General features: G+C 42.8%; 12 protein-coding genes. 10 read left to right on the forward strand and 2 right to left on the reverse strand.

Annotated elements, in window-relative coordinates:
• Positions 1–129 precede the first annotated feature (129 nt).
• From BLR93_RS08050 to BLR93_RS08065, 4 genes are all read left to right on the forward strand, one after another.
• On the forward strand, positions 130–1,626 hold the full coding sequence (locus tag BLR93_RS08050) for a S41 family peptidase (RefSeq protein ID WP_093213069.1): 1,497 nt from the start codon (positions 130–132) through the stop codon (positions 1,624–1,626).
• A 345-nt stretch (positions 1,627–1,971) separates the two neighbouring features.
• Complete coding sequence (locus BLR93_RS08055; RefSeq protein WP_093213071.1) at positions 1,972–3,165, forward strand: PDZ domain-containing protein; 1,194 nt, start codon at positions 1,972–1,974, stop codon at positions 3,163–3,165.
• Positions 3,166–3,390: 225 nt separating this feature from the next.
• Entirely contained in the window at positions 3,391–4,137 is a 747-nt protein-coding gene (locus tag BLR93_RS08060) for a phosphotransferase family protein (protein WP_093213073.1), read from the forward strand.
• A gap of 36 nt (positions 4,138–4,173) precedes the next feature.
• Positions 4,174–5,142 (forward strand): aminoglycoside phosphotransferase family protein, encoded by a 969-nt coding sequence (locus tag BLR93_RS08065; RefSeq protein ID WP_093213075.1) that lies wholly within the window; start codon positions 4,174–4,176, stop codon positions 5,140–5,142.
• A 265-nt stretch (positions 5,143–5,407) separates the two neighbouring features.
• Here the strand turns inward: BLR93_RS08065 and BLR93_RS08070 are convergent, their stop codons facing one another.
• A complete protein-coding gene (locus BLR93_RS08070) occupies positions 5,408–8,602 on the reverse strand; it encodes a DEAD/DEAH box helicase (RefSeq protein WP_093213077.1) in 3,195 nt (1,064 codons plus the stop codon).
• A gap of 195 nt (positions 8,603–8,797) precedes the next feature.
• Here BLR93_RS08070 and BLR93_RS08075 point away from each other — a divergent pair, with 195 nt between their 5' ends.
• Together BLR93_RS08075 and BLR93_RS08080 are read left to right on the forward strand one after the other, a co-directional pair.
• The gene (locus tag BLR93_RS08075) at positions 8,798–9,355 is read left to right on the forward strand and encodes a DEAD/DEAH box helicase family protein (RefSeq protein WP_093213079.1); all 558 of its coding nucleotides are present in this window, start codon (positions 8,798–8,800) and stop codon (positions 9,353–9,355) included.
• Positions 9,356–10,033: 678 nt separating this feature from the next.
• Positions 10,034–11,623: a peptide chain release factor 3 gene (locus BLR93_RS08080; RefSeq protein WP_093213081.1), complete on the forward strand. Its 1,590-nt coding sequence runs from the start codon at positions 10,034–10,036 to the stop codon at positions 11,621–11,623.
• A gap of 338 nt (positions 11,624–11,961) precedes the next feature.
• Here BLR93_RS08080 and BLR93_RS08085 read toward each other — a convergent pair whose 3' ends face one another.
• Positions 11,962–12,729: a FixH family protein gene (locus BLR93_RS08085; protein ID WP_093213082.1), complete on the reverse strand. Its 768-nt coding sequence runs from the start codon at positions 12,727–12,729 to the stop codon at positions 11,962–11,964.
• A 299-nt stretch (positions 12,730–13,028) separates the two neighbouring features.
• Here BLR93_RS08085 and uvrB point away from each other — a divergent pair, with 299 nt between their 5' ends.
• The 4 genes from uvrB (at position 13,029) to BLR93_RS08105 (ending at position 18,996) form a co-directional block, all read left to right on the forward strand.
• Positions 13,029–15,011: an excinuclease ABC subunit UvrB gene (gene uvrB / locus BLR93_RS08090; protein ID WP_093213084.1), complete on the forward strand. Its 1,983-nt coding sequence runs from the start codon at positions 13,029–13,031 to the stop codon at positions 15,009–15,011.
• 7 nt (positions 15,012–15,018) lie between these two features.
• Positions 15,019–17,895 carry an excinuclease ABC subunit UvrA gene (uvrA, locus tag BLR93_RS08095; protein ID WP_093213086.1) on the forward strand — a complete coding sequence of 959 codons (2,877 nt, stop codon included), beginning with the start codon at positions 15,019–15,021 and terminating at the stop codon, positions 17,893–17,895.
• Between the two features lie 139 nt (positions 17,896–18,034).
• Positions 18,035–18,457 (forward strand): hypothetical protein, encoded by a 423-nt coding sequence (locus BLR93_RS17755; RefSeq protein WP_139184406.1) that lies wholly within the window; start codon positions 18,035–18,037, stop codon positions 18,455–18,457.
• 185 nt (positions 18,458–18,642) lie between these two features.
• A complete protein-coding gene (locus tag BLR93_RS08105; protein ID WP_093213090.1) occupies positions 18,643–18,996 on the forward strand; it encodes a YojF family protein in 354 nt (117 codons plus the stop codon).
• The last annotated feature ends 16 nt before the right edge of the window (positions 18,997–19,012 follow it).

Below are 19,012 nucleotides of genomic sequence, written 5' to 3' on the forward strand. Positions count from 1 at the left end.
GCCTTTTTCTAGCATACATCCACATTGGCGAGCTGGCAGCTTTCCATCTAAGATCGATTTCGTGTTAAAGTAGCAGAACAGGAATCTTTGTCACCAAACAAGAATTATATCTAATGGAGTGTGAATACCATGAATCTTAAAAAGCGCTACATAGCGGCCATAATGGTGGCAGCTTTGTTGTTGGGAGCTTTAGGGGCTTACTTTGGTGTCCAACTTGCCACCTCTGAGGATTCAGCCCAGCAACAAGCAGAGGACGGTGGTTCTCCTTCTGGAACTTTTGCTGATTTAAGTGAGGAAGAGCAACAGCAGTTATTGGAGGGTGCCAAAGGAACAGAAGAGTTAGACAAGGTAGCCAAGGCTTACAGCCTTATCCAAGAGAGTTATTTAGAGGAAGTGGATAAAAGCAAACTAATTGAAGGTGCGATCCAGGGGATGATGGACAGCCTGGAAGACCCTTACAGTGTCTATATGGACCAGGAGACTGTTGAAGAGTTTAACCATTCGATTGAATCGTCCTTTGAGGGAATTGGCGCAGAAGTGAGCATGGTTGATGGGAAAGTGACAATAATCGCTCCAATTAAGGATTCTCCGGCGGAAGCAGCTGGTTTAAAGCCTAATGACCAAATTTTAAAAGTGGATGATGAAAGTGTTGAAGGTCTTGACCTTTATGATGCTGTTTCAAAAATACGTGGGGAGCAAGGCTCCAAAGTAACCCTGGAAATAAGCAGGCCAGGTGTTTCTGATCCGCTAACAATTGAACTAACGAGAGATGATATTCCATTGGAAACGGTGTATTCAGAGACCAAATCCGTCAATGGAAAAAAAGCAGGAATTATTGAAATCACCTCCTTTTCTGAAGGTACAGCAAAACGGTTTGATGAAGAACTGGCGGAACTGGAAAAAGAAGAGATCGAAGGACTTGTCATCGATGTACGTGGTAACCCAGGTGGGCTCTTTACAGCGGTAGAAGATATTTTGAAAAACTTCATACCGAAGGATACACCGTATGTACAAATAGAAGACCGTAAAGGAGAGAAGTCCCGCTACTTTTCAGAGCTTGATGAAAAGAAAGGCTATCCAATCACTGTCTTGATCGATGAGGGAAGTGCTTCTGCTTCAGAGATTCTGGCAGGAGCGATGAAAGAAGCAGGCGATTCCGAACTTGTCGGAACGAAAAGTTTTGGGAAAGGTACTGTCCAGCAGGCGATTCCTTTGGGAGATGGCAGCACAATAAAAATGACCTTGTTTAAATGGCTTACCCCTGATGGCAACTGGATTCACGAAAGAGGGATTGAGCCGACGATGGAAGTAAAACAGCCTGATTATTTTTACACAAACCCAATCCAAATTGAACAGTCGCTCGAAGTAAATCAGAGCAATGATAAAATCAAAAATGCCCAAATCATGCTGGCAGGTTTAGGATATAAACCAGGCAACAAAGACGGTTCTTTTGACCAAAAAACAGCAGCTGCTGTCCAAGCTTTTCAAGGAGATAACGACCTTGAAAAAACAGGGAGCATTGACGAGCAAACAGCAAACAAGCTGCAAACAGAAATTATTGAGAAAATAAGAAATGGTGAAAATGATAGACAAAAACAAAAAGCTTTAGAAGCATTGTTTGATTAACGATGGGTCGCTTCCAAACATTAAACGCACCATTTTTAACAATAACCACTGGCTCAGGCCAGTGGTTATTCAGCTTGTAGAGAAATAGGGTTTGTCTGCTTTATTCCCCTTGCTAGATATTCATCCTGGAGAAAACGCTGTAACGGAATATCATTTAACTGCCATATTATTAATAAGTTTAGCGTTGCTTCTACATTGCTGCTTACGTTATATGATAAAACCTGTTTTTCAGCCTTTTGGCTGTGCTATAATAAACATACTATTAGAAGAGAATCAAACTATCATTTCACATAGAAAATAAAAAGCTGCGATCTTGATAATTGTTTGGCGGGAAGGAGTATGGCAATGGAAGAGTGGTTAATAGAATTGGCAAAAGGTATCGGAAAGTTTTTTGTGAATCCTTTGCTATACTGGTCGGTGATTCTCGTTTTATTATCGTCTATCAACAGAATCAAAAAAGAACGAATGCAATTTGGCGCCAAGATTTTTGATGCTTTTACCGAAGCGAAGAACACATGGCAGGTTTCCTTAATTGCTGGCATTGTTTTGTCGGCTATCACTGTAGGTGCAGGGATCGTATTTAGCTATCCGGTGGTGCTCCTGTTATCAGCTGTGATGATTCTGCTATCGGTGGCTGCCCGTTTCACCCTGCTTTCCTCTGCTTATACTTTTGGATTGGCCTATTTAGTATTACTGATAGCTCCGCCATTACTGGAAGCAAATACGGATTTTGTATGGATAGAAGATTTACAGACTATCAATATCACAGGATTAACGGTATTATTGGCAGCATTTTTAATGATAGAATCAGTGATGCTGTTGCGTATCACAACACCAGAGACATATCCGGAAATCGTAAAAGGAAGCCGCGGCAAGTGGGTGGGGCAGCATCGACTCAAGAAAATGGCAGTGATTCCTTTCTTTACTCTGGTACCTGCTGGGCTTATTGAGCCTTTCGCAGCGTGGTGGCCGGTCTTACACATCCATGGTGAAAGCTATGGACTAATCCTGCTTCCGCTGCTCACAGGCTTTGAACAGGTAGTCAAAGGCTTTAAGCCTATAGTTGGATCAAAAAAAATCGGACGTTCTGTAATGATTCTGGCATTCATTACCCTTGGCCTGGCTGTTTCCAGTTACTATCTGCCAGTCATGTCTCTTGTGGCTTTTACAGTCGCATTAATTGGCAGAGAATTGATTTCATACCGATTTCGAATCAAGGATAAACAAAAACAGCCGTACTTTCATCCTTCAGCGAAGGGGCTTTTAATCTTGGGTATAGTTCCAGGAACGCCTGCTGACCGACTTGGAATGCAGGTAGGCGAGCAAATTGAGAAGGTGAACGGCCAGAAAGTTACGAACGAACAGGAGTTTTATAGTGCTCTGCAAAGAAACAGTGCTTTTTGCAAATTAGAAGTTAGGGACAATCAAGGAGAGCTCCGCTTTCTGCAGCGAGCCATGTATCAAGGGGATCCTCATGAGCTTGGTATCTTGTTCGCTAAAGAACAGTACCGCGTCCGCAAGCAGAAAAAGTCGGGTTGAATCAATCATAAGCTTCCTTGTTGGCAAAAGCAGTTCCGTTATTATCTAGAACCATGAGAGTGAATATTTTTTGCTTACAGGCCTAAATCACATAATGATTTAGGCTTTTTTAACTGAAAAGGTATTGTTCAAATACACATCGAAATAGATAGAATTGGTTGGCACATTCAGGAGGAAATGATTCAATGGTTCTGCAAAATGAGAAGTGCAAGGAGGAGATAACTAATGGATTTAGACCATCAGTTGGCAATAGGGAATACAGCAAAAATATATCTTAGCGAAAACAGGATCATCAAATTATTTAAGGACTATCTGCCGGAAACGGAATCGTTATATGAAGCAAATAAGCAAAAATATGCCCATTCGATTGGACTCCCTGTCCCGAAAATTTTTGATGTCACTAAAATAGATGGGAAACAAGCAATTATAATGGAATATATAAAAGGGAAAACGCTAGGTGATTTGTTGTCTGAGAACTTGGACCAAGCTGAGTATTACATAAATATTTCCGTAGAAGTACAACAAAAAATCCATTTGGTTGTCGCGGATCAACTTGAACCTATGACCGAAAAATTAAGCCATCAAATTGAATCTGCTTATTATTTAGATAAAAAACATAAGGATTCTTTACTAAAAAAACTAAATTCAATGACATTTGAAAAGAGGCTCTGTCATGGAGATTTTCATCTATATAATTTGATTATGAATGACGATGTGTCCATTATCGATTGGGTTGATTCCAGTTCAGGGGATATTCGAGCAGATGTATATCGTACGTATCTACTTTACTTACATTCCTCAGTGGAATTAGCAGAAATGTATTTACGTATATATTGTGAGAAAAGCGGTTTGTCAAAAGGCGAAGTTTTACAATGGGCTCCAATCATCGCAGGTGCAAGATTATCTGAAAATATGTCACCAGATAACGCTGAATTTCTTATAAATATAGTAAAACAAACCTGGACATCTTAATAACTTAGTTGGGAGGGGAGTGGGGAGTTCAGATAGATGGGGGATATTTTAAAAACTCTAAAAGAAACTGTGAAATTGCTAGAAAATACTACTAGAATTGCTGAGCTAACAAATGGTTACTCTCCTGATAGAAAATGTGTGTTTCATGTCGATCATAAAAAATTATTAGTGCGAATTGGTGACATGGATGGATATGAAAAGAAGAAGAAGGAATTTCGAATCTTGAAAAAAATGCAACAGCTCCATGTTAAGGCTCCCAAACCGATTGATATCGGTATTTTACCTAATAGCGGCACTTGCTATAGCATTTATTCTTATATTGAAGGTAAAGATGCAACCGAGGTAATTTGTAAACTCACAGAAGAGGAGCAATTTAAACTTGGTATGAAAGCAGGAACACAACTGTCCAGGATGCACCGTTATAAAGCACCATCGATAGTTGATTTTTGGTATAATCGAGCAATGAATAAGCATTATAAATACATCGATGAATATAAAACATGTGGTATCAAAATAAACAACGACCATAAAATTATTGATTTTATCGAGAACAATAAGCATCAACTAAAAAATCGCCCTAATTTTTTCCAGCATGATGATTTCCATCTGGCAAATATTATTGTCAATAATAAACAGTACTCCGGAGCGATTGATTTCAATAATTATGACTGGGGAGATCCACTTCATGACTTTGTAAAAGTAGCTTTGTTTCAGAGAGAAAAAAGTATTTTCTTTTCAATCGGCCAGATTGAAGGTTACTTCGATGGTAATGTACCTGACGATTTTTGGAAGTTTTATTCGATTTATGTTGCTATGGCAATCTTTTCATCTGTTATTTGGTCGCTTAGATTTGCCCCAGGCCAATTAGATGAAATGATAAATCGCTTAAATGTAGTTATGGAAGACCATAAAGTTTTCGAGTTATTAAAACCTCGATGGTATCAACCTGAGATGCTAAGCTGGATTAGTACACGACATCCGCACCGAAGATTTGATGATCTATGAACCTTGCTGCAAAGAAGTGCAGGAGGTTGGATATGAATCTAAGGTGTGAACGATAGACCGCGTTATTTATGGACTTTTAGCTAATGAATGGACATGAAAGTAAAAAAATGCACGGATGGGCTGCATCCATGCATTTTGATGTTGGTTACTAGTTATCGTTTTGTCCCCCCTAGGCAATTCTTGAGGTATCGCTTTGACAGTTTGCTCCTGGTGGGCAGCCTCCGGAGTTTCACGTTACGTTGGTTTGGTCTGTTAAAAAACAAACTTACACTTTCATTTGTAACAGTTCGCGGATTTCTTTCTCTGATAACTTAGAAAGCATCGTTTCGCCCGGTTGAATGATTTGGTCAACGAGCTCTCTTTTCTTTTGCTGCATTTCGAATATTTTTTCCTCAATCGTTCCTTCTGTAATCAATCGGACTACTTGGACGACTTTTTTCTGGCCGATTCGGTGGGCCCGACCTGCTGCTTGCTCCTCTACTGCCGGATTCCACCAAAGGTCATAAAGGACCACCGTATCAGCGCCAGTCAAGTTTAACCCTGTCCCGCCCGCTTTCAGCGAGATTAAAAATACTTCTTTTTCACCGTTATTGAAACGGTCTACCATTTCCATCCGCTTCAGCGATGGCGTACTCCCATCCAAATAGAATGTTTCGACACCCTCGTTCGTTAATTTTTCGTTAATTAGTCCCAGCATACTGGAGAACTGAGAAAATACTAACGCTCGTTTGCCGCTGCTCTTTAATTCCTGGACTAACTCCATCAGCTGCTCCAGCTTTCCTGATTTTCCAGAGTAATTATCTAAAAACAGACTAGGATGGCAGCAGATCTGACGCAGTCTTGTAAGCCCGGCCAGTATTTCCAATTTCCCTTTATCGAAGCCTTTTTCTTCGATTGTTTCGGTGACCTGCTGCTGCATTCTTTCGAGATATGCAATATACACTTGCTTTTGGTTTTTGGTCAGTTCCGAGTATTGGACGGATTCTATTTTATCCGGCAATTCATCGAGCACATCCGTTTTCAGTCTTCTAAGGATGAACGGCCGGGTAATCCGGGAAATATAGTCATGCTTCAAATTCAGAAAAGCTTTTTTGTTTTGGAAAAGTCCGGGAGATATTGTGTGAAAAATCGCCCACAACTCTTCCAGGGAATTCTCGATTGGTGTACCGCTCAAAGCAAACCGCTTTCCAGCCTGGATAGCCCTTGTTGCTTTAGCTGTCTGGGTAAGATGGTTTTTGATAGCCTGTGCCTCGTCCAGAACTAAATGGTCAAAAACAGTATGCTCATAAAAAGCTACGTCTTTGCGCAATAACGGATAAGAAGTAATGTAAACATCTGCCTGATTGTTGGCTTCGATCAATGTCTTGCGCTGCTGTTTGTTCCCGGCAATCACCGCAACCTTTAAGGTAGGTGCAAATTTATCGAATTCTTTTTTCCAGTTATATAAAAGTGAGGCAGGGGCTATGACCAGGCTTTTGATTGTTTGATTGGTTTCTTTTTCCGATAAAAGATAGGTAATTGTTTGTATAGTCTTACCAAGCCCCATATCATCGGCTAGGATTCCGCCGAGGCGATAATGGCTCAAAGTTCTCAGCCATTGGTATCCTGCCAATTGGTAATCACGCAGCTCTGCTTCCAGCTCGGCAGGCAAGGGGAAGTCCAAGTCTACCGGGTTTTTCAACTGGGCGAGCAATTGCTGAAACGCTTCACTGTAATTTGCATGGCCTGTATCAAGCGCTTCTTCTACTTGGAAGCTTCGCGCCATTGGTACTTGAATATTGCCATCTTCAATCTGGCCTTTACTCAAATGGAGTTTATCAGCCAATTGCCTGAACGATTCAAAGGCCTCGTTCTCCAGAGAAAGTAAGGCGCCATCATGAATACGGTAGTATCTTTTCTTTTCGATTAGTGCTTGCATCATCCGCTGTACTTCGTCTTGTGAGATGCCTTCCATATCAAAACGGATATCAAGCATGCCGCTGGTTCGGTCAACCTTGACGGAACTTGACAGGGAAGGGGTGGCAGGACTGCGCATTGCTTTTACTTTTGCGGAAACATGAACATCTGCTTTCTCTTCAAGCTGCGGCAATGTTTCTTGTAGAAATGTAAAAATTGCATCATTCTTAAACAACTGATACATATCGTTTAAATAAACAAATTCAGCTTTTTCAAGCAAGCGGATCATTTCAAGTTCTGCTGCCGCTTCCCGTTTGATGACCTTGTCTGTTAAGCGGTCCTCCTGATATGGATAAACAACATCATTGCCATAATGGAATTCCAGCTTCAATTGCAGCGAGTCATCGACTTCATCTAAATAAATTTTTGTCTTTAGCGGGCTTGTCGTGATATGCTTCTTTGTCTGCTCGGCATAATGGACCGTACCGATTTTTTCAAGCTTAGGAACCACTTTGCTCACAAACGAGCTCATTTCCTGTTCGGCAATTTGCTGACGCTGATCTGTACGGTATGGCAGCATGGTGTACAACTGTTCCATAATTGCTTGCTGTTCTTGAGACAATAAATAAAAAGTGCCATCGGAAACTAAATAACCGTAATTTTCTAAAAAAGTATAATTCGCCAAATCGGATATATCAATTTGATAGGATTTTGCCGCCTGTTTATCTAAATGAAAGCTGACGGGCTGAATATCCTGCCGCACGCTGACTGCCACTTTGTTGTCTTTGGACTGGTAAAAGCTGTTGGCATCTGCCATGAGCGGTAATACTTCGTTAGCAGTTCCCGGCGGGAGCATGATTGTTTTTTTATCGAGTAGTGGATTGGTAAAAGAATTTTCATATAACGTTTCATTGTCATAGGCGTTAATCAAATGATCGATAATTACTTTGTCTTCCTCTTTAAATACATGGCTGCCAGGCTGGTAAGTGAAAGCAGGCGTAATTTTGTAAGCGATGCCCTTCTTTATATGGGTGAGCAATTCGCGGATATTTTTAATAACGTATACTTTCGATGTCCCCAGTTTTATCTCTGTTTCCAGAAAAAACTTTGAGTTATGAGGATTAACCCGGCATTTCAGCATATATTCCAATTGTAGTAACTGCTTTTGTTGAGACGGATGAACAGAAAAGGCTTTAATCATCCGTGAAGAGAAATCGAAATTTTGCTTATCCTCTCCAGCTTCCTCGTTTGTTTCGGAATCCTTTCGAAGCCGGCTCCAGGATTCCTGCCCGACCGCAAGCAGTACGGCCGCAATATGCTTGCATGTATAGTGGGCAGCATAGGCAGGACAGTCACAGCTGCCCTCTAAGTCATCGTTGTCAAAAAAGAAGATTCTTACACTATATGTCTCAGTGCCCCGCACCTGGCCGCGCCACGTATTTATGGCCGGATTGTAAGTGAGACCGTGCACCCGTCCTTTTTTATAGTATTCATACCCTCTTTTATAAAAACGTTCACCGGTGATTTTTACAATGTCGTGTTTGTCTAAGAAAAACGTTCGCAACTCTATCTCATCCCTTGTTGATAAACATAGTCATCTCTCTATTATAACAGAGCGGGCAATAGGTAGAAGGATACTTGTAAGAGAAATTTCCCAAAAGGGAGGAAAAATAGACGCGATATAGAAATACAGTTGGATAGAGGCAGAGGCGGTAAACAATAAATCAACCTGCAGTACTTAATAGAAGGAGAGTTTCCTATGAAGTTTGTATTATTATTTGGCCCGCAGGCTGTTGGCAAAATGACTGTAGGCCAAGAGCTGGAAAAAATTACTGAATTAAAGCTGTTTCATAATCATATGACTATCGAACTGGTCCACCATTTTTTTGATTTTGAAACGCAGCAATTCCAACGACTTGTTGATTTATTCCGACATGAGTTATTTTCGGAAGCTGCCAAAAGTGGTCTTGGTATGATATTCACTTACGTGTGGGCGTTTGATCAGCAAGACGATTGGGATTTTATCGAAACAGTCTGCCAGACGTTTGAATCGCAAGGCGGGGAAGTATATTTTGTGGAGCTTACGGCTGATTTAGAGGAACGGATTATGCGAAATAAAACACCGAACAGACTGGAACATAAGCCAACTAAAAGAAACATTGAAAAATCTGAACATAACTTACGGAAAACGCTAGAAAAGCACCGACTGAATTCCTTTGCAGGAGAAATTACCAGAAAAAATTACATAAAAATAAATAATACCAACTTAGATTCAACAGAAACTGCCAGATTGATTAAGGAGAAACTCCAATTATAAGGGGCCTTTTTAAATTGACCTAGCATGATAAATGTGGGAGAGTTTTGCTGGAATAGTTGCTCCCATTTAGGGGAACCGCTCTACTTAAGCGGGAAGACGCTCTACTTCGGCCCAGAATCGCTCTACTTGCTGGAAAAGTTGCTCTACTTTAGGGGAATCGCTCTACTTAAGCGGGAAGACGCTCTACTTAGGTCCAGAATCGCTCAACTTCTGGCGAAAGTTGCTCTACTTTGGGGCAATCACTCTACTTAAGCAGGAAGACGCTCTACTTAGGTCCAGAATCGCTCAACTTCCGGTGAAAGTTGCTCTACTTTGGGGCAATCACTCTACTTAAACAGAAAGACGCTTTACTTCGGCCCATAATCGCTCAACTTCCGGCGAAAGTCGCTCTACTTCGGAGCAATCACTCACTTTAGACCAGTGGTTGCTGCTATTAATTTTAAATTTCTAGGTTGATTAATGTCTGTCACATTAGCTATTATAGTAGAGGAAGTGTAATGTAACCGACTCGTACAGCGACGTTTTATTCAAGCAACACAAAGCAAAAGCTGCCGGCATACGCTTATAATGGCATGTTTTCGCCAGGAAAAAGGAGAATCATCCAATGTAAAACGAAATCCCTTACCATATGATCGAATAACAAACGAGAAAACAATTTACGATGAAAGGGATTTTTCTATGTCTATAAATGAAGAAGTAAATAAACGTAAAACCTTTGCGATTATTTCGCATCCCGATGCAGGGAAAACAACCTTGACAGAAAAGCTATTGTTATTTGGAAATCTCATCCGCTCAGCTGGAACGGTAAAAGGGAAGAAATCCGGTAAGTTTGCTACATCTGACTGGATGGAAATCGAAAAACAGCGGGGGATTTCCGTCACTTCCAGTGTGATGAATTTTCCTTACATGGGCCATCAGGTGAACATTTTAGATACACCCGGCCATGAAGACTTCAGTGAGGATACTTACCGCACATTGACAGCAGTCGACAGTGTAGTAATGATTATTGACGCTACGAAAGGGATCGAAGCACAGACAATTAAGTTGTTTAAGGTTTGCCGGATGCGGGGCATACCGATTTTTACTTTTATCAATAAGCTCGACCGTGAAGGCCGCCCTCCTCTGGAATTGTTGGAAGAGATCGAGGAGGTACTCGATATCGAAACCTATCCGATGAATTGGCCGGTTGGCATGGGAAAGAGATTCCTCGGTATTTTTGACCGCCACGGCAAGCAATTTGTCCGCTTTAATGGCAACGAGGATGAAACCTACATTCCGTATCAAGATTTAGATAAGCCGGAGAATCAGGACCTGGTCCAGAATTCTACTTTCCAGGAGACGGAAGATGAACTGGCATTATTGGATGAAGCAGGAGATCAGTATTCACTGGATGCAGTATTGCGTGGAGAACAAACACCGATTTTCTTCGGAAGTGCCCTGGCACCCTTCGGAGTGCAAACCTTCTTTGACACGTTTATTTCCATGGCGCCTGCGCCGACTGCCAGAAAGTCAACAGAAGGATTAATCAGCCCTGACAATCCAGAATTCTCAGGGTTCGTGTTTAAAATTCAAGCTAATATGAATCCGGCCCACCGCGATAGAGTTGCATTCCTAAGGGTCTGCTCAGGAAAATTCGAACGAGGCATGAGTGTTAAGTTAGCGCGTACGGATAAGCCGATAAAATTATCCCAATCTCAGCAATTCGTTGCTTCGTCCCGGGATACGATTGAAGAAGCATATGCTGGAGATATTATCGGTATTTATGATCCGAATGCTTATCGAATCGGCGATACGTTAATTGAAGGCAAGGAATCCTTCGAATATGATGAGCTGCCGCAATTTCCGCCGGAACTCTTCAAGAAAGTTACTGCCAAAAACGTCATGAAGGCTAAACAATTTAAAAAAGGCATCGAGCAGTTAGTACAGGAGGGAGCTATTCAGCTGTTCCGCGGCAGCAATGATGAGTCTTATATTATTGGTGCTGTAGGCGAGCTGCAATACGAAGTATTCGAATATCGAATGAAAAATGAATACAACGTTGAGGTAATGCTTGAATCAATCGGCGAAAGAATCCCGCGCTGGCTGAAAACAGAACAGGTGGACCGCACCATGTTTGATGAACGTAATCTACTCGTGAAAGACAGGGAAGGAGAATACCTTGCTTTATTCAAGAATGATTTCTCTTTACGCTGGTTTAAAGATAAACATCCTGATATTGAGTTGGTCGATTTATTTGAAGTGAACCAATATGATCAAAGTTATCAGTAAACGCCATTTATGGCGGTTCAACTTGTAGAGAAACCCTTGGTTTTTCTGCAAGTTTTTTTCGTTATGATCGTTTGCTGGGAAAAGAAAATTTGTGCGAAGAAGTGGCGCTGCAGACAGTCAGCCGCCCGTCAGAGCAGGAACGGCAATCATAAGAGGAGGAGCCGGACCTTCGTCCGCGGAAGGCGAGTGATTTATTCTCCCATAAAGAGAAATACAAGCCGATACAGCTGTTTTTTGAAGCTGCAAAGCTGCGTTCACTTTCTCTTTTCTCATGTGATATATCCGTTTTCCTTCCGAAAAAATAGCTTCTCCGGGTAAGATTCCGGAGAAGCTATTTTTTATTCTGTCACTTCTATGCTTGTTTCTTTATGCGTATGAAAATCGGATTTCTTAACATGAATGATAATATCATGCTCTCCCTTGTCAGCAAAAGTAACGGTCCCGGAATAGGTGCCAGCATCTGTTTCCGATAAGTTGATCCATTGGGGATTTTCGGATTGTCCGTTGCTCACTTCCAGAGTAACATTAGCGTCAACAAATGGTTTGTCCTTTTCCAGCAGTTCTACGGTAAGTTCTGTTTCTTTATTAATAGATAGGCTTTCAGGGTGAGTTAACGCGATCGCTAAGTCATCGGAGTGATGGTGGTCCCCGGACTCAGCCCCTCCATCGCCTTGTTCACTTTCTGATCCGTCTTCTTGTTCCTTTTCAGCTTCAACAACGTCAAGTGTTTTCTTTGGCATCGTATGCATTCCGCGGGCTGTAACATGGGATTGAACAACATAGCTGCCAGCCTGGTCAAATGTCTTTTCAATCTGATAAATACCTTCCTCCTGGTAGCCAGCTTCGATCATTTCGCTGTCTTCTTTCGAACCTTCCTGCCAAATCTCAAATTCTACTTCATCTGCGTCCTCGACTATTTCACTGCCTTGGGTGACCTTGGCAGTAAGTGACAGCTTTTCGCCGCTGTCTGCCTTCTCTGGCACTTGCAATTCTACTTCGATTGCTTCAGGAGATTCTGTATCATCTCCTGTTCCCTGGTTGTCAGTCTGTCCACAGGCAGCGATCAACAATATAACAGCCATTAATGTCAGCAATTTAAATTTCATTCAAAAACTTCCTTTCTATTACCATGTATAAGACCCTGCATCAAATTATAAGGAATTGGTGGCCGGACTACAACGTACAAGATTGCTACTTTGTGACAAACCAAAGGCAAATCATTTTCCTATAAAAGATGAGCGGGAACGTGTTAAACTATCCACGTGTCAGCTGCTTTTGTGCAGAGATACCGTGTAAAGCGATAAAAAAATGCGTGAAAGTCGAATGTTTGTTCGGTTTTGTGTTAATATAGTAATACGATGTGTTAAAATAGTCAGGAATAGAAGGAACGGAGGTTGGTTGGATCGTGAAAAACAAATTCGACCTTGTAGCCCAGTATCAACCGCAGGGAGATCAACCAAGAGCAATAGATGAACTAGTAGATGGCCTTAAAGAGGGAAAACGGCACCAAACATTACTCGGCGCCACGGGAACAGGTAAAACATTCACAATGTCGAATGTGATTACGGAAATCAATCGCCCGACATTGGTGATTGCCCATAACAAAACGCTGGCAGGTCAGTTATACAGTGAGTTCAAAGATTTCTTCCCTAATAATGCTGTCGAGTATTTTGTCAGTTACTATGACTATTACCAGCCAGAGGCTTATGTGCCGTCCACTGATACTTTTATCGAGAAGGATGCCAGTATCAATGATGAAATCGATAAATTGCGCCACTCGGCTACTTCTGCATTGTTTGAGCGAAATGATGTGTTGATTGTAGCCAGTGTGTCTTGTATTTATGGCTTAGGTTCTCCGGAGGAGTATAAAAGCCAGGTGCTTTCTTTAAGGACGGGAATGGAGAAGGATCGTGACCAGCTGCTGCGTAATCTCGTCGATATCCAGTACGCCCGCAATGATATTGACTTCCAACGGGGGACTTTCCGAGTGCGCGGTGATTCTGTTGAAATTATACCGGCTTCCCGGGAAGAACACTGTCTGCGCGTCGAATTTTTTGGAGATGAAATTGACCGGATTAGGGAAGTAGATGCGTTAACCGGAGAAATTATCGGTGATAGAGAACATATTGCCATTTTCCCGGCTTCCCACTTCGTAACCCGTGAAGAAAACTTAAAACGGGCGATGAAAAATATCGAAAAAGAATTGCATGAGCGGTTAAAAGAATTGAAAGATCAAAATAAACTGCTGGAAGCTCAACGAATTGAGCAACGGACCAATTATGACTTGGAAATGATGAATGAGATGGGCTTCTGTTCCGGGATTGAGAACTATTCACGCCATTTAACCTTCCGTGAGCCAGGCTCAACTCCCTATACTCTGATTGACTATTTTCCGGATGACTTCCTGATTGTTGTCGATGAATCCCATGTGACCTTGCCGCAAATCCGCGGAATGTATAACGGTGACCAGGCCAGGAAGCAAGTGCTTGTTGATCATGGTTTCCGGCTCCCATCCGCAATGGACAACCGCCCGTTGACCTTTACAGAATTCGAAAAGAAGGTTAACCAAATGGTTTATGTTTCGGCAACACCTGGCCCTTATGAGCTGGAGCATACCCCACAAATGACAGAACAGATTATTCGTCCAACCGGACTGCTGGATCCGGAAGTGGAAGTACGCCCGATCGAAGGTCAGATTGATGACTTGATTGGAGAAATCAATGAGCGGGTAGAGAAAAATGAACGGGTACTCGTGACTACTCTGACGAAGAAGATGTCCGAGGATTTGACTGACTACTTGAAAGAAGTCGGAATCAAGGTTGCTTATCTGCATTCTGAGATAAAGACATTAGAAAGAATTGAGATTATCCGGGACCTTCGAGTGGGTAAATATGATGTATTAGTAGGAATCAACCTTTTGAGAGAAGGGCTGGATATACCAGAGGTTTCCTTAGTGACCATTTTGGACGCAGACAAAGAAGGATTCCTACGTTCGGAAAGGTCGCTGATCCAGACAATGGGAAGAGCTGCCAGAAACCAGAACGGCCGTGTCATTATGTATGCCGATAAGATGACGGATTCCATGGCAAAAGCGATTGAAGAAACCAATCGGCGCCGTGAAAAACAAAAGGCCTATAATGAAGAGCACGGGGTAACCCCGACTACGATTAAGAAGGAAGTACGCGATATAATCAAAGCAACAGTGGCGGCAGAAGAGACAGAGGAGTATAAGTCCGAGACACCTAAACTGTCTGAAATGTCAAAGAAAGAAAGACAAAAAGTAATTGAAGATATGGAAAAAGAAATGAAGCAGGCGGCAAGAGACCTGAACTTCGAAAGAGCAGCTGAGCTTCGCGACTTGGTATTGGAACTTAAAGCGGAAGGATGACCTAGGAATGGCGAAGAAATCGATAACTGTAAAAGGGGCGCGTGCCCATAATTTGAAAAATGTTGATGTAGAGATACCGAAAGATCAGCTTGTTGTCCTTACTGGTCTTTCTGGGTCGGGAAAATCCTCTCTGGCTTTTGACACGATTTATGCAGAGGGACAGCGGCGTTATGTAGAATCATTATCCGCATATGCGCGCCAGTTTCTCGGCCAAATGGACAAGCCGGATGTTGACGCAATCGAAGGCCTTTCTCCGGCAATATCTATCGACCAAAAAACGACCAGTAAAAACCCGCGTTCAACGGTTGGTACTGTAACGGAAATTTACGATTACCTGCGTTTACTTTATGCCAGGGTGGGGCATCCCACCTGCCCGATCCATGGAGTTGAAATCACTTCACAAACCGTTCAGCAAATGGTTGACCGGATTCTCGAGTATCCGGAGAGGACAAAACTGCAAATTCTCGCTCCTGTTATATCCGGGCGCAAAGGTGAGCACGTAAAAGTGATGGAAGACCTGAAAAAAGAAGGGTATATTCGAATCCGTGTCGACGGGGACATGTATGAAATCACCGATGACATTCAATTGGAAAAGAATAAAAAGCATTCCATTGAGGTTGTAATTGACCGGATCGTCGTCAAGGAAGGGATAGCGGGTAGACTATCAGATTCCCTGGAAACGGCGCTTCGGCTTGGGGACGGCAACGTAATCGTCGATGTAATTGGCGAAGAAGAGCTATTATTCAGTGAGCACCATGCCTGCCCGATCTGCGGTTTTTCCATTGGCGAATTAGAACCGCGCCTCTTTTCATTCAATAGTCCTTATGGGGCCTGTGAACGGTGTGACGGATTAGGGACACAGCTTGAGGTCGATGTAGATTTAGTAATTCCAGATTGGGATTTGACTTTAAGAGAAGGAGCGATTATCGCCTGGGAACCAACCAGTTCCCAATACTATCCGAAGCTTTTGGAGAGCGTCTGCACCCACTATGGGATTGACATGGATATCCCAGTGAAACAGATTCCGAAACGGCAAATGGACAAAATCTTACATGGCAGCGGAAAAGAGAAAATTTTCTTTCGTTATGAAAATGATTTTGGCAGAGTAAGGGAAAATAATATCCTTTTTGAAGGGGTCCTTTCCAATATTGCCCGCAGATACAGGGAAACCAGCTCTGACTTCATTCGGGAGCAAATGGAAAAATTCATGACACAAAAACCTTGTCCGAAGTGTAAAGGATACCGCTTGAAACAAGAAGCAACGGCAGTTTTGATTAACGGATTGCATGTTGGAAAGGTAACCGAAATGTCTGTAACGGAAGCCTACCGATTCTTTGAAACAGTCGATCTATCAGAAAAAGAGGAGCAAATCGCCCGGATGATACTTAAAGAAATCGGCGATCGGCTAACCTTTTTGAATAATGTCGGTCTCGATTACCTGACACTTTCCCGAGCTGCCGGTACGTTATCAGGCGGTGAAGCACAGCGAATCAGGCTGGCAACGCAAATCGGCTCGGCCCTGACGGGTGTACTGTATGTTTTGGATGAGCCGTCGATCGGTCTGCATCAGCGTGACAATGACCGGTTGATCGGAACCTTAAAACGGATGCGCGACCTTGGTAACACGTTAATCGTCGTTGAGCATGATGAGGATACGATGTTTGCAGCAGATTGGCTGATCGATATCGGTCCAGGTGCCGGAGAACATGGGGGCCAAATCGTTTCCAGCGGGACGCCGGATCAAGTAATGGGTGATCAGCAGTCTCTGACAGGGCAATACCTCTCAGGGAAAAAATTCATTCCGCTTCCATCAGAGCGAAGGAAACCAGATAAGCGAGCCATTGAAGTGATTGGTGCGGAGGAAAATAACCTCAAAAAGGTTGATGCAAAAATTCCGCTTGGTATCTTTACTGCCGTTACCGGGGTCTCCGGTTCCGGAAAAAGTACACTTATCAATGAGATTTTGCATAAATCCTTGTCCATGCAGCTCCATAAAGGCAAGCGGAAGCCTGGTAAGCATAAGCAGATTAAAGGTATTAAGCATTTAGATAAAGTAATTGATATTGACCAATCACCGATTGGCCGAACACCGCGTTCCAACCCGGCTACGTACACGGGAGTGTTTGACGATATCCGGGATGTATTTGCCCAGACAAACGAAGCAAAAATACGCGGATATAAGAAAGGGAGATTCAGCTTTAACGTCAAAGGCGGACGCTGTGAAGCCTGCCGTGGCGACGGCATAATTAAAATCGAAATGCATTTTCTTCCGGACGTTTATGTGCCGTGTGAGGTTTGCCATGGGAAAAGGTATAATCGGGAGACATTAGAAGTGAAGTATAAAGGGAAGAACATCGCTGATGTCCTTGAGATGACGATTGAAGAGTCGCTTGAGTTTTTCGCCAATATCCCGAAGATTAAACGGAAGCTGCAGACCATTTTTGATGTCGGGCTTGGGTATATCAGGCTTGGACAGCCTGCAACAACGTTGTCCGGTGGTGAAGCTCAGCGGGTGAAGCTGGCCAGCGAATTGCATCGCAGGTCAAATGGCAAGTCCTTGTATATTTTGGACGAGCCGACAACAGGATTGCATGTCGATGACATTTCCCGGTTGCTGGAAGTGCTGCAGCGGCTTGTAAATAACGGAGATACCGTTTTGATCATTGAGCACAACTTGGATGTGATTAAAGCTGCTGATAATATCATTGACTTAGGTCCAGAAGGCGGCGACCGCGGCGGACAAATCATTGCCACGGGCACTCCCGAACAAGTTGCAAATGAACCTGAGTCTTATACAGGTAAATATTTAAAGCCTGTGTTGGAACGAGACCGGCAGCGAATGGAAGAAAGAGTCAAACAACAAGAGAAAGTAACATCGAAATAGGCGAGAACAACTGTGGTTGGGACTTAACATACATCCACTTGCAAATATCGAAAGAAAACGGCATATAAAGTTTTAACAGGCCATTTCTAAGCATTCGTGCGGCGCTGCGGAAATACACTCCGCTTTCCGCGGGCGGCTGGTGAGCCTCCTCGAGTTTGCACTCTGCGGGGTCTCACCGAGGCCTTCCTTCCCGCAGGAGTCTCCGTGGATTTCCTCCGCTAAAAGTCTGCGTACTGTTTTCAACCAACAACCGTATCAACCAACAACCGTATCAGCGCAGGAATACGTAGACTCCAGTGAGAACAGCACGGGTTTGAAGACCCCGGAAGAAGCCGTTTCTGCTTCTGAGGACAAGGAACGCTGCGGCAGGGACTCATCGCACGCAGAAAATGGCTCTTTTATTTTCAACGAAGCTAAGGCCTTGGCCACGAAAAGCGAAGTATCTGCCTGCGTAAGTTTAAGCACCGAACCTTTTTTAGGAAAAAATACAGTTGTCACTGTGTCTGCAGGTTATATTATATTAAATATAAGAATAGAAGAATCGAACGTGTTCGAATGCTAAGGATTTCGAATCACGTTCGATTTCGCTTTGACTCCTATACTTTTGTATCAACCTCGTATTTCATTGCTGAGAACGGAGAACAAACGGCTTCATAAATGGCGAAACTGTCCTGACTAAAAACTTTGACGCTTACGAACATTTTGGGTAAGGTAAAAATAGACACAGTCTGAAAGAAGGGGAAAGTAATGGAACCAATAACAATAGAAGCAGTTCAGAAAGAGCTGGACCGTTTAGCAAATAAAGATGTATATGTTCATTTGGAAACAACTAATGGCGCCTATGCCAGCCATTTTGATGAGAATGCCTATAATGTAGGTGCCTTTATCCGTAATGCTAAAGTTTCTTATTTGCACGGAAAGATCGTCGGTAGTAAAAATACATACCGGGTAGGCTTGAAGCTTGACATTGGCTGGGTATATGCAGAAGGAGTCAACCAGTGGGAATTGGATGAAGAGCAGCGATTATTAATGGCCGGCCATGACCGTGAGGGTCGCTTAATGGTTGCACTGGAAATCGGAGAAACGCCTTTCAAAAACTAGTAGGGAGAGATGATCG

It is taken from the genome of Sediminibacillus albus (assembly GCF_900101125.1).
GTDB classification, from domain to species: domain Bacteria; phylum Bacillota; class Bacilli; order Bacillales; family Amphibacillaceae; genus Sediminibacillus; species Sediminibacillus albus.